This is a genomic window from Candidatus Brocadia sinica JPN1, from assembly GCF_000949635.1.
Classification (GTDB): Bacteria; Planctomycetota; Brocadiia; order Brocadiales; family Brocadiaceae; genus Brocadia; species Brocadia sinica.
The window spans coordinates 3039194-3052154 of the sequence record NZ_BAFN01000001.1; the positions used below are offsets into that span (position 1 = coordinate 3039194).

A 12961-nucleotide genomic window follows, 5' to 3' on the forward strand; every position below is an offset into this window, starting at 1 on the left:
GGTGGATTTGCTCTTGCTTAATCCACCCTAGCTTGGACCATTTTTGTATCCTGTTTTGAGTAAACCTCATGAGCAAAAGGCTCACAAAAGAGGATGAAAATACATCACCCTCCCTTAATCCCTCCCGTCAAGGGAGGGAAAGTTCCCTCGCCCCTTGTGGGAGAGGGCCTGGGTGAGGGGTATTTTCGTGTCAATTACCACAAAAATTAAGGATATGCTTCGAGTCCAGCCTTCAATGCACCTTTTATTGTCCCATCCACATGTTCGGAACCTGGAAAGAACCAGTCTTCAGCATCATAGCTTTCGTTACTGTACTTGAAAATCTCAAACTCCCACTCATCCATATTTCCTGTATACTTCAAACGACACAGGTGACTTATGCTATCATGGTCAAGACGGTCGATATAAAGATAACTCCCCTTGTAGCGAGTAACATAATAGCGGTTCGGGTTTTTGATAACGGTTTCATTAAAGGCCTTGACGATTTCGTCTGCTTGTTTCTTGATTTGTTCTGTAATAATTTGCTTACTCATATATTTGCCCTTTGTTCTTTTAATAGTTTTGTAGACATTCTATGTCTACAAAACTAGGGTGTTAAAGATTGAAGGGTGGAAAGGAATATGGAAAAACACGGATTATTCAATATTTGCAGCATAGGCTATCGATCCGCTTTAAATGGCTATCTTGGATTTTGGGTTTATAATTGATTACCTACACCGTAACTATAGTTCTCAAGCCGGTGATACAAATTCCATCGGGAAGGCATAGCATTCCACCAGGTGTAAACATTGGTCAAAAGACTATTGTAATTCCCACTGCCGTTACCCCAATACATAGCTGTATCTTTGTATCCCAATTCCTTTATGTATTTTCTTTGATAATATGTTGTTCTGGTGGTTCCATCTGAATTAAATTCAGACCAATTACCTACATACCCGGTATAACTATTATCTTGTGCCCAATACGTTGCATAGTTAACACCGGTTATAGGTCTCCTATCAGTGTAAGCTAAATGATCTTTTTTGCACATATATTTATTCCCATCGGTGCCATATACCCAGGATACATCATCAAACTCTAAAATTGTACTCCAACTCCAATTATTCTCTCCTATTAGGGGTTTGTTTCTGTAATAGTCATGAGAATAAATCAACACCCAACCTGTAGGAATTGACGGATTCCATAAATAAACAGAATTACGCCTCAACTGTGGCTCACCATCAGCTACTAATTTCGATTCATTCACATAGAATAAAGTCTGTCGTGAGTGACCACCATCATCCAACCCGTTTATTATGTATGGTGCTAAAATAGGATCATTTAACGATTTTACCATCTGCCATTTGTTGTACGGATCAGCCTGGTTTGGTCCAGGAGAATCACCCTGATAATTTCGATATGCTGCCCAAGTGCCGTAACTACCCGAATAAGCTATTGAATTCCAATACGTCGAATTTGGGGGTTGATTGCTACTTGAGGCAGTATGAGACCATTTACATTGATAACTGTTGCCTCCCCAATTAACCGTATCTCCGCTGGTAACAGACCAGTCAAATACGATTACTTGTTTAAGATTACTATAATATGCACCATAAAACTCTATTGAAACGTCAGACCTGGTTAACGCTGTCGTAAATAACCAACTCGTCGGAATCCCTTCTCCTATATCAACATAACACCCAGAAGGATATACTGTCATCTTCGTATACAACCTGGCATAATCATATCCAGGGAAAGCTGGTGCAAGATATACATTTCCAGACACCCAGGCAGCATGATTACTTTTATACGGAATATGCTGCCAATATGTTGTGTTAGGCGGCTGATTACTGGTACTTGATATATGATTTAATATACATTTATAACTCTCATTGTTAAACTTAACATTGTTACCATCGTTATAAATTGTACCTTGCCCAGCCCCCATAGGCAACGGCATACCTTCAGTTGAAATCTCTTTATCCTTCTCCTTTTTTTTGTTTTTGTTTCGTCCAACCTCTTTAATTCGGCTTTCTCTTCGACTGTCATACTGTCCATTATTTCCGTTGATATGTCAATTACCGGTTCGTCATTGCCTGTATCAGGATTGTATAAAGTCTACGGCAACTGTGACTTACACCAACCCACAGAACTTATACCCATGACCATGAAAATTGATAAAACCATTAAAAACACCATTCGCTTCAGCATTTCCTATCCTCCTATAAGAATTCCACCTGAAATAAAAAGTCCGAATTGCACTATGAATTAAATCTCTCTGTTTTTTGGTATATCCCGCATCGCTACCTTCCTACCTTCACGGTCACAGTAGTCCTCAAGCCACTGGCTGTCTTGAATTTCACCTTTGCATTACCTGTCTTCTTCGTAGCCGTAATCGTAAATATAGCCTCACCGCCAGCATCGGCATTTTGGCTTAACGGTGTAACCGATATGCGCCTCTTACCAGACTTAATCTTCGCCGTTACCGTTTCACCCACAACCGGGCAACCTTCGCTGCCCGTCACCGTTACCGTTACGTCACCACTCTCCTCCCTCTGGAGCTTCAGCGTTTTCGGAGACGCCTCTATAGACTCAGCTTCACATACGGGTGTAGGTGTTACCATAGGCGTTGGTGTGGCTTCTAATGTAGTAAAGAATTTTTCATTTCCATAAACCATAGGCAAGGGTGTGCCTGGTAGGGTGTCATGTCCAGCTATCCTATAGTAATAAGTTGTCGCAGCCAATAGCCCGCTTATCCTGGCGCTTACCTCTTTTTTGCCTGGAAACCAATCCTGTACTGACTCTGCAGTAGTATAATACCCACTGCCGGTACCGTATTGAAACCCCAGCTCCGGAGCACGCCCACTAATAACAGTGCCGTGTAACGTTGCGGAGTTTGATGTTATATCCGTTGCTTCGCCCGTTTCTAACTCCATTGCAGATGATATATTTGAACCCAAAATGAACACAACACAACCAAGTAGCAAACAATATTCAATCCTGAACAATATGTTTCTCATATTTTGTACCTCCTCCTTTTGGTTCGTAACAGTACTTTGTTAAAAGTTAAGTGGCCAATTTTTCTACTGAATTATACTTTATATCTCTCTGAAAAAGTATCTGATACTACGGGATTAGTAACTATTTTATCTGTGCCATTTCTTCCCCTTATATCTGACAGGCTTTATTCCCATCTTTAGCATCTTTATGGTTCCATTGACGGCCATCAGTTTTGTTTGTCCTGGTCTTCCAATATACGATAATCGCATCCCCTCCGTGCACTCATAAACTATGAATTATGCAGAAATAATTGTATAATTTTCAGAAACCATTCTTTTACAGAAAACGGCAATGTAAATACATTAATATTTCTGAGGCAGCAATATACCACAAAACACGTATAAATACAAACCAGCGAATGATTCAACTTGAGAGGATCTTCTTTGCATGAATAGAATTGACACTATTTATTTCGTTGTTTAAACGGACAAAACCGATTATAAAATATCAATAGCACATCCTTTGAAATCGATAAAGATATCAAAATGTATATCTTGATTTGCATGGTAAGATTTACACTATCGCTTACAAAGAGAAATGATTCGAATGCGGGCTGTACAAACAGTTATTCCCGTTACTATTATCCTCGTTCTTATCCTTGGTGGAGTATGGTTTATTATGCTTCGAATGCCGGGTAAAAGATATCAGGGGCCGATGCCTTCCCTGACGGAAGAACAAAGATTATTACGGGAAATGTTACGGAAAGATGTGTATAAACTTGCCGATGAGATCGGCGACCGCAATGTCAGAACGAATTACGAAAATCTTTGTGCTGCGGCTGATTTTATTGAGGCATCGTTGCAACAGACAGGATATAAAGTCGATCGACAGGGCTATGAAGTGAGTTTAAGTGGTCTGCAAGGTCGAACGTGTTATAATCTCGAAGTGGAAATCACCGGTTCAGAAAGATCTGGCGAAATTGTGGTAATTGGTGGGCACTACGACTCGCTCGAAGACACACCAGGGGCCAATGACAACGCATCGGGAACGGCTGCAGTTCTGGCATTAGCACGCGCTTTTGCTGGTAAACAAACTGTGCGGACACTTCGTTTTGTTACCTTCGTCAATGAAGAGCCGCCCTATTTTCAAAGTAAAGATATGGGCAGTTGGGTGTACGTGAAACGGTGCCGTCAACGGAACGAAAACATCATCGGCATGCTCAGCCTGGAAACTATCGGATACTATTCCGACGAAAAATGGAGTCAGAATTACCCCGTCGCTCCTCTGGGTCTCGTTTATCCAACTGCGGGAAATTTTGTGGCATTCGTTGGAAATATCAAATCACGTAAACTGGTGCGGGATGTAGTGGGATTGTTTCGCCGCTATGCAGAATTTCCATCTGAAGCAGCAGCATTACCAGAAATGCTTGTAGGCGTGGGCTGGTCTGACCAATGGGCATTCTGGCAGGGAGGATATCCAGGGGTTATGGTGACGGATACCGCACCTTTCAGGTATCCCTATTATCATACTCAGGAAGACACCCCTGACAAAATCGATTACGACCAGCTTGCATACGTGGTGAGCGCCCTGGAAAAGGTCGTGGCAGGCCTTGCGGGTTGTAAGCATGAAACCAGTAGGGTAAACAGATAATTTTCCACAGATTTCTCACAAGGCAATGCAAAAACTTATATTTACTCGTGAAGATGACATACACACGCTGCTACATTTTATTGCCCGGAAACTAACCTTATCCAAAAAAAAGGCGAAGCAACTTCTGGATGAGCGATTGGTTTTTGTAAACAAAAGACGTGTGTGGATTGCTTCCTACCAGCTACACAAAGGGGACGTGGTTGAAATCCTTACAAAAGAAGTGAAATCCCAAAAGTTTCAGAAAAGTACTATACTCTATAAAGATGACCATTATCTGGTCGTTTCAAAACCTCCTGCTATGGTAACAAATGGGCCTGAAAGTCTTGAAAGCAACCTGAGGGTATACTTTCAGGACAACCATATCCAGGCTGTTCACCGGCTCGACAAAGATACCTCTGGCGCCGTTATCTTTGCGACGAACAAGGATGCCTTCGAGCGTATGAAGGAATTATTTAAAAAAAATCTATTGAAGAAGGTCTACAGGGTGATTGTGCGGGGTAGTATAGGGAAACAGACCTTTACCATAGATAGCCCAATTCATGGGCAAAAGGCCATGACACATGTAAGACTCTTAAAGAAAGGTAAAGATGCCTCCTATCTGGAGGTAAATATCGAGACTGGCAGGACGCATCAGATCAGGATACATCTCACCTCTGTTGGACATCCTGTTATAGGTGAAACAGAATATGATCGCAAGCCGATCGAACGCCCGCTATTAAGACGAATCCGAAGACAAATGCTCCATGCTTATCAAATATCCTTTATCCATCCCTATACACAGAAGATAGTATCCATCACAGCGGAAACCCCTGGCGATTTCAATCAGTGCCTTAAACTTTTAGGGTTATAGATAACTATGAAATCGTTTTGGAAAAAAGTATACGGTGCAAAATGTCATTGCAAGATACGCAGTAACGAGCAATCTCCTGCTATGATACTATTTAAGATGCTTTTCTACCGCTCGCAGCGACAGTGTACCTGTAAATGCCTTAATTTCTTCGTCTATTAGTCTTGCGCCGGTTTGCCTTCGTGCCGGAAACTCTTCAGATATCTGAAGTACTCTCCATCTGTGCTAAGGATGAAGTGGGTTTGTTTATTAAAGGTCGATTCGTAGGTTTCCAGGGTTTTTGTAAAAGAATAGAATTCAGGCGCTTTTTCATATGCCTCGGCATAGATCTTCACGGCCTCGGCGTCAGCCTGTCCCTTGATTTCCTCCGCGGTGCGATATCCTTCTGATTCTATTCGTTCCAGTTCTCTTTTCATCGAACCCAGGATTTCTGCCTCTTCTTTCCGTCCCTCTGATTCGTACTTGTTGGCGATACGGATACGTTCGGAGCGCATTCGATCGTATATCTTGGGAATGACGGCCTCCACATAATTAATATACTTTATCCGAACATCTACCAATTCAATCCCATAACGACTTTCCAGTGCGCGTGCAGCCATTTTCCTGATTTCTTCAACGATATTGTCGCGGCCCATTTTAATCAATACCTTTTTAACATCTTCTGCCTCTTCCAATTCCTTTGTCGTATATTCCAACCTACGATTGGTATTTCTTAAGACTTCCTTTAAGGTATATGCACTGACTACGTTTTTGACTGCCGATTCAATTACTTCATCCAGCACCCCTTGGCCTCGCGCCTCTGTTCCTAATGAGGTATAGAATCTGAGCGGATCGATGATTTTCCATCTTGCCCATGTACCTACACCGATGTTTTCCTTGTCTCTCGTCAGGATATCGCTCGGTTCCCCCGTCCACTCCAGCAACCGCTTGTCAAAATATCTGACCTCCTGAATGAAAGGCACTTTTCCATAAAGTCCTGGTTCTGTAACTGTTCGAATAGGTTTTCCAAATTGTGTAATAACAGCCTGTAACCGTACATCCACAACATATAACGAGGCCTTTAGACATATTAATACGGCAACCACAGAGATGATTGTAATGACAATAACCGTCTTCTTCATTTTTTCACTCCTTCCCCGGCGAGATCAAGGATGGGGAGAAACCCTTTTACCTCTTTGTCGAAAATGTATAACTTTTCACATTTTGGGATAACCTTTGACATAGTTTCCAAAAATAGCCTGCGTCTGGTAACATCCTCTGCCTTCTTGTATTCTTCATAGACAGCCAGGAATGCCTTGACATCTCCCGTGGCCTCATTGACCCTTCTTATCCGGTATCCTTCAGCCTCTTTAATGACCTGTTCTTTTTTCCCCTCAGCCGCGGGCAGTATCTTATTCTTTTGCCCTTCGGCATCATTAATAATTCTGTCCCGTATTTGAATTGCCTGGTTTACCGCATTAAAGGCATCTTTTACGGGTTCTGGCGGGTCAACCCCTTTCAGAAGTACCGTTTGAATGTCAATACCACATTTGTAACTATCCAAAATCTTTTGAATATCTTCCCTTGACTTCTGCTCGATCTCCGTCCTTCCAATGGTCAAAACCTCATCAATAGAGCGGTCACCGATTAAGGTACGCATGACGGCCTGTGAAACGCCACGAATGGTTTCCCTGACATCCCTTACATTAAAAAAATACTCTTCCAGCGCCTTTATTTTGTATCGGATGACCCAATGCACTTCAGCGCAATTGAGGTCTCCGGTAAGCATTAATTTCTCTTCTTTTGCATCAGGGTATTCGTAATCAATCATACTGGAAAAGCTACGTTGTTCGGTCCTGAATCCGAACTCTTCATTATAAATACGTTTGACTTCGCCTTTGAGTACCTTGTCAATGCCGTAGGGAATTTTGGTATGAAGCCCGGAACCGACTGTTTCTATATATCGGCCAAATCTCAGAATAACAGCTTCTTCATTGGCTTTTACCGTATAAAAGGCAGTATATCCTGTAATAATGACAAAGATAATAATTAATATGGGCGGTATAAATTTTTTTATCGATCCCCATGGGATATCCTCGAATCGTATTTCTTGCGGTCTTTTGTATGGTCCGTAATCGGGCATATTATTCCCTCCTTATAAAACCTTTGTAATTTCGTCTGCCTTAAATGTCGGCATTTTTACAAGCTTGCCATTTTTACAAATCATTAATCCCTCAGTTTTTTGTGTAAGTTTTCCTATCCGGGTACATGGAATACTATTTTTTGCCAGGATGGCGATAACTGCTTTTGTGTCTTTTGGGTCGAGTGCTATCAATAATGCCCCCGATGCAATGAGACCGAGCGGTTGGATGTCAAATAGCCTGCAAATCTGTTTGGTTTCTTCATAACACAGAATCTTTTCTGCATCAATAACAACTCCTGTCCCTGATGCCTTTGCAAGTTCCAGAATACCCGTAGCAATCCCACCTTCCGTTGGGTCATGCATGGCATGGATTCTGGCTGTTTTATTGGCGACCAGGGCATCTGCAACGACACTCAATCCCGGCCTGTCAATGAATGCCTGCGCCCTTTTAAGGAGTCGGTCACCAAATTCCTTTTGTATTACTGTTTCCTTTTTTCGCGCAATAATGGCTGTTCCTTCTATAGCAATACCCTTGGTAAGTAAAAGATCATCGCCTGGTTTCGCATTCGAGTTTACCACAAGCTTATCCTTTTTGACTTCACCCAGCATATGACCAATAACAATAGGACGGTCGATGTTATAGGAAATTTCAGTATGGCCGCCGCACAGGGTAATATTGAGTTTTTGTGTTGATGTAATAATATCTTTAAAAATTTGTGTAGCCAGTTTTGCATTCGTCTTTCCTTCAGGGAGCAATACCGTTGCCAGGAACCACTTCGGAGTCGCCCCCATCGTAGCGATGTCGTTGGCATTCACATTGACGGCATACCATCCGATGCGATACGTAGTAAAGGTGATGGGATCTGTCTTGGCGACGAGATACTTTTTCCCAAAGTCGATGACGGCTGCATCCTCGCCAACCCTTGGGCCAACAACGACTCTTGGATCATTGATGGGGTTTAAATTCAGAAGTTTTTCCAGGAGTCGATAGTCAAGTTTTCCTACGGAATAATATTTCATATCTCCGGAGCAGTGTAATCATAACTAAAGTGGAAGCGATGAGTTGCATGTTCAAGATTTAACACAATAACTTACAACCTGTAATTTTTAAAAAACTATAAAATATCCCGTATATCCTTCAGGCCAATCTGTTCCCGGCTCATAAAGGGTTCTCCATAATCGGTCCGGATCAAATTTCCATAATATTGATTCTTTGCCGTAAGCGAACTACTGATGTAGTTCCATCGCTCATCATCATAGGCAAACTGGGATTGATAGACCCTTGCAATCTCAAGTTTCTTTTTAAATTCCTTGCTGATGTCCAGGATGAATGAGGGTGTGACGTGTACGCGGAAATGGGAACAGAGGTAGTAAAAGATGTGAGTAGGGTAGCATGGATCTCCGGGGATATCAGATTTTGTCAGTTTCGCATAGAACCGGGCCGCCTCGCCAATCTGTGTAGTCTGAATGTGGTCAGGGTGGGCATCGATCCAATACGGAAGGAAAAGCGCCTGCGGGCGCATCTTTCGAATCACGGCAGCAACCTTTTTGCGGGCTTCTATCCCGTCCATAAGGTAGCGATTTGGCAGGTCGAGCACAGTTCTGCTCTTCACACCGAGCAATGCGGTTGAGTGTTCCCATTCTTCTCTTCGAATTTCAGGACTACCATGTGGGGTGGGTTCGCCGTTAGTCAGATCGAGGATATGGACATCATATCCCAGGGCGACTAATTTCAGAATACTTCCCCCCATACCGCCTTCTATGTCATCAGGATGAGGCCCTATTGCAAGGATAGTTGTCATATAAAATACTTTAACGGTTAATTCTTCTTTTTGAAAAAAGCAAGCTATTAATACTGAGAAATTGCTATTGTACTTAACGACTATAAAAATGCAAGGGAAAGGTAAGATTTAGGCCCGATTTATTCAAATATGAAGGTATGTGAATCTTGGATATGCTCCGGGCAGGGTTGTATTCCTATCGTTTGCTTTGACACAATAGGCGGAAATCGCATAATTATAGCGTGCAAGATTCAAATTGACAAATAATAACCATCATCCTATATTTAGACCAATCAGCACATTTTCGTGTTTTTGGAATTTCAAAGCTGGTTACATTTTCGATTTTACCCAAGGTGATGACATTCCGGGCATGGTTGGGAAATATAATTTACAGTACCTAAAATTTTCAAATGGTAGTTACTAAATCCTTAGCAAAAACAGCTTCACAGTCCGCATTAAATCAATCCGTTCAATTCCTAAAAGGTGTTGGGCCAAAACGAAGCGAAATCTTTACAAAACTGGGAATAGATACGATTCGTGACGTGCTCTTTTATTTCCCACGGGATTACAAAGATCGTACCCGGATACAAAGGATTTCTGAGGCCAAAATAGGCGCAGAGATTACCATTCAAGGCAGGGTACTTGGCATTCAAACGAGAATGGCAAGAAGCAGAAAGAGCATCCTGGAGATCTTCGTTGGCGACGGAACGGGCGCGATTGCTGCAACGTGGTTCAATCAGCCGTTTCTTGCGAACAAATTCCATGTCGGAGACATGGTTTTTTTGCACGGCAAGGTGGGGGCATATAAATACCTCCAGTTATTGGGTCCAGAATACGAAGTTATCCGGGAAAACGAAATTGACGTAAAGGAAGGGAGCGTCGTTCCTGTTTATTCGCTTACGGAGCATATGAGCCAGACCCACTTTCGGAAGATCATGAAAATGGCAGTACATCAGTTTGCTGGTCATATCGAAGAGATACTTCCAAAGGAGATTACGAAAAAAAATCAGTTAGTATCCATAAACGATGCTGTAAGAAATATCCATTTTCCGGGGACATTCGAGAACCTGGAACATGCAAGATGCAGGCTTATCTATGAAGAATTGTTTATCCTTGAATTGGCTATGGCGCTGAGGAGGCGGGGCATTAAAGAAGAAACGGGAATTTCGTTCAAGATAGGAGCTAATGTCGACACACACATCCGAAACCTCATACCTTTTGCTTTGACCAATGCACAGGAGCGGGTAATCAATGAAATTACGGAGGATATGCGAAGCAGTAAGCCCATGAACCGATTGCTGCAGGGCGATGTTGGTTCCGGTAAGACGGTTGTGGCGATTTATGCAATCCTTGCAGCTATTGCCAACGGTTATCAAGTCGCTTTTATGACACCTACAGAAATACTGGCAAAACAACATTTCCAAACCATTCAGAAATATCTGGAACACTCCCACGTCAGAATACAGTTGTTGACAGGTGATACAAATTCCAGACAGAAAAAGGATAACCTTGATCAAATCAAAACGGGACAGATCGACCTGATTATTGGAACGCACGCCCTTATTGAAGAAACCGTTCAGTTTCGGCAGTTGGGGCTTGTGGTAATAGACGAACAGCACAAATTTGGCGTGGTGCAACGTCTGAAATTGAAAAAGAAAGGGCTGCGTCCTGATGTGCTTATCATGACGGCAACCCCAATCCCACGTACCCTTTCCCTTACCTTATTCGGTGATCTGGACATTTCGATGCTGGATGAAATGCCGCCCGGCCGTTCTCCCGTAAGAACCATTTGGGTAACGCAAGACAAAGAAAAAAACGCCTATGGCTTTATCAAAGGTGAAATTGCCAAGGGCAGGCAGGTATTTATTGTCTATCCCCTTGTTGAAGAATCAGAATCTTTTGATCTGAAATCAGCCGTCACAGAGGCAAGAAGGCTGCAAGCTGATGTATTTCCGACTCTCAGGGTGGGGCTGCTTCATGGTCAGATGAAGCAGGCTGAAAAGGATAAGGTTATGATGGATTTCAAGGAAAAGAGATATGACATACTGGTGTCTACCGTGATCATTGAGGTGGGGATTGATATCCCCAACGCCACCGTGATGGTTATCGTACATGCCGAACGATTCGGACTGTCCCAACTCCACCAACTGCGTGGACGCATCGGAAGGGGAAACGAACAGTCGTATTGCCTGCTCTTTGGGAATCCCAATAGCAATGTATCAGCCGAACGGCTCAAGATTATGACCAGGACCCACGATGGATTTAAGATTGCGGAGATGGACTTCAGATTGAGGGGTCCGGGTGAATTCTTTGGCACACGCCAGCATGGTTTGCCAGAACTCAAGATCAGCGATCTTATGAAAGATTTTTCCATACTCAAAAAAGCCCGCGATGATGCCTTTGAACTCGTCTCTGAAGATCCGCAACTTACCATGGTGACACATCTGAAGATTAGGCAAAAGGTTTTGGAGACTTTTAAGGATCGATTAGAACTTATTAATGTATAAAAAGCAAGCTTACCTAATTTTGATAAAAATATGCTGAACAGCATTTTGCTGATAGAAGACCGGTTAGAGATGTCATGGAAAAACCTTCATTGTCTGATGGATATTTCATTAGATGCTCAAGCGTGCTATGAAAAAGGATATATGGTACTTTTCCAATAAAAATGTCCGAACTATTGAAATAGCAATTTTTGGTGAAATGCCTCTTTAAATTCTTCTGGAGACTATCCGAAATTGAGTGGGATGAGTACAAAAGTAAGTAGTATGTTCATCATTTTAATGTTTCTGTTTATCCCGTTTGGGTGTACTTACCCCGTTAAGTCGGATTTAAGAGATCTTTCTATTATTGGTGGGGAGTTAAACTCTCGTTATTTAGAGATAAAGCAGAGGATTTCTGTTGATTCTAAACAGTATATTCAATTAAAGAAAAGTTATAATAAAGCCAGGAACAGCTACTACTATTGTAGAGTTCTTTTGCAGGATTTTAGGAAAGCTAAGGGGACATCCCCTAGATTGAGGATATTGATCAAATATGAATACGCATATAAAAACATGATGAGCAACATCCAAGATTTGGATATTTTAATGGGGTATGTGGGAAAGGATGTGGGAGAACCTATAAACGATCAATTAATAGAGAATCCACTGCTAGAATGATTAAGATCGATGAAGCATTAGGTTTTGATGGAAACGATGAGAATAATTCAGTACACACTATTCAGTTTTTAAATTTCTATAGTTACAGAGTCATTACAGAAAGGAGTTTCAATCCATTTTTTTACCTCCTTGAAAATAGCAATCCTTCCTTGAAAGGCCGCCTCGAATTCATTTGTAGATTGTTCGAAATTGAGAGGCGGTATGATAAACTTCTTAGATAATGGACCTTTTCGGACTTCGAATGCTAAAGGTTTTTCAGAGAAAAAACAAATACCTTCTTCCATATTCCATGTTCTGAGTCCTGTAATAGCTTGGGAAAGACGAGCACCCCAACGAATCCTTTTGCCATCAAGGGTAGCTTCAACATAAGCTTTGCCTCTTCTCGTAATCTTTCTATTAAGAATAATCTTCATCGTGTCCT

13 protein-coding genes are annotated in these 12961 nt (G+C 42.0%); 4 read left to right on the forward strand and 9 right to left on the reverse strand.

Annotated elements, in window-relative coordinates; translation table 11 throughout:
• Positions 1 to 206: 206 nt before the first annotated feature.
• The 4 genes from BROSI_RS13775 to BROSI_RS21035 form a co-directional block, all read right to left on the reverse strand.
• Positions 207 to 533, reverse strand: coding sequence for a hypothetical protein (locus tag BROSI_RS13775; protein ID WP_052564379.1), 327 nt, complete (start codon positions 531 to 533; stop codon positions 207 to 209).
• Between the two features lie 164 nt (positions 534 to 697).
• Positions 698 to 1939 (reverse strand): hypothetical protein, encoded by a 1242-nt coding sequence (locus tag BROSI_RS13780; RefSeq protein WP_052564380.1) that lies wholly within the window; start codon positions 1937 to 1939, stop codon positions 698 to 700.
• A gap of 343 nt (positions 1940 to 2282) precedes the next feature.
• Positions 2283 to 2999, reverse strand: a complete 717-nt coding sequence (locus BROSI_RS13785; protein ID WP_052564381.1) for an Ig-like domain-containing protein — start codon at positions 2997 to 2999, stop codon at positions 2283 to 2285.
• A gap of 126 nt (positions 3000 to 3125) precedes the next feature.
• The gene (locus BROSI_RS21035) at positions 3126 to 3248 is read right to left on the reverse strand and encodes a hypothetical protein (RefSeq protein WP_261338854.1); all 123 of its coding nucleotides are present in this window, start codon (positions 3246 to 3248) and stop codon (positions 3126 to 3128) included.
• A gap of 337 nt (positions 3249 to 3585) precedes the next feature.
• Here BROSI_RS21035 and BROSI_RS13790 point away from each other — a divergent pair, with 337 nt between their 5' ends.
• Both BROSI_RS13790 and BROSI_RS13795 read left to right on the forward strand, forming a co-directional pair.
• The gene (locus BROSI_RS13790; RefSeq protein ID WP_200891752.1) at positions 3586 to 4629 is read left to right on the forward strand and encodes a M28 family peptidase; all 1044 of its coding nucleotides are present in this window, start codon (positions 3586 to 3588) and stop codon (positions 4627 to 4629) included.
• A 25-nt stretch (positions 4630 to 4654) separates the two neighbouring features.
• Positions 4655 to 5479 carry an RluA family pseudouridine synthase gene (locus BROSI_RS13795; protein WP_052564383.1) on the forward strand — a complete coding sequence of 275 codons (825 nt, stop codon included), beginning with the start codon at positions 4655 to 4657 and terminating at the stop codon, positions 5477 to 5479.
• A gap of 155 nt (positions 5480 to 5634) precedes the next feature.
• Here the strand turns inward: BROSI_RS13795 and hflC are convergent, their stop codons facing one another.
• The 4 genes from hflC to bshB1 form a co-directional block, all read right to left on the reverse strand.
• Complete coding sequence (gene hflC, locus BROSI_RS13800; RefSeq protein WP_052564384.1) at positions 5635 to 6597, reverse strand: protease modulator HflC; 963 nt, start codon at positions 6595 to 6597, stop codon at positions 5635 to 5637.
• Positions 6594 to 7598, reverse strand: a complete 1005-nt coding sequence (hflK, locus tag BROSI_RS13805; protein WP_052564385.1) for an FtsH protease activity modulator HflK — start codon at positions 7596 to 7598, stop codon at positions 6594 to 6596. Before hflK ends, hflC begins: the two co-directional genes overlap by 4 nt.
• Positions 7599 to 7610: 12 nt before the next feature.
• Positions 7611 to 8618 carry an AIR synthase family protein gene (locus BROSI_RS13810; protein WP_052564386.1) on the reverse strand — a complete coding sequence of 336 codons (1008 nt, stop codon included), beginning with the start codon at positions 8616 to 8618 and terminating at the stop codon, positions 7611 to 7613.
• A gap of 95 nt (positions 8619 to 8713) precedes the next feature.
• On the reverse strand, positions 8714 to 9400 hold the full coding sequence (gene bshB1 / locus BROSI_RS13815) for a bacillithiol biosynthesis deacetylase BshB1 (protein ID WP_052564387.1): 687 nt from the start codon (positions 9398 to 9400) through the stop codon (positions 8714 to 8716).
• Between the two features lie 389 nt (positions 9401 to 9789).
• Here bshB1 and recG point away from each other — a divergent pair, with 389 nt between their 5' ends.
• Both recG and BROSI_RS13825 read left to right on the forward strand, forming a co-directional pair.
• Positions 9790 to 11886, forward strand: a complete 2097-nt coding sequence (gene recG / locus BROSI_RS13820) for an ATP-dependent DNA helicase RecG (protein ID WP_052564388.1) — start codon at positions 9790 to 9792, stop codon at positions 11884 to 11886.
• A gap of 240 nt (positions 11887 to 12126) precedes the next feature.
• The gene (locus BROSI_RS13825) at positions 12127 to 12540 is read left to right on the forward strand and encodes a hypothetical protein (RefSeq protein ID WP_052564389.1); all 414 of its coding nucleotides are present in this window, start codon (positions 12127 to 12129) and stop codon (positions 12538 to 12540) included.
• A 68-nt stretch (positions 12541 to 12608) separates the two neighbouring features.
• Here the strand turns inward: BROSI_RS13825 and BROSI_RS13830 are convergent, their stop codons facing one another.
• Complete coding sequence (locus BROSI_RS13830) at positions 12609 to 12953, reverse strand: hypothetical protein (RefSeq protein WP_052564390.1); 345 nt, start codon at positions 12951 to 12953, stop codon at positions 12609 to 12611.
• Positions 12954 to 12961: the final 8 nt, after the last annotated feature.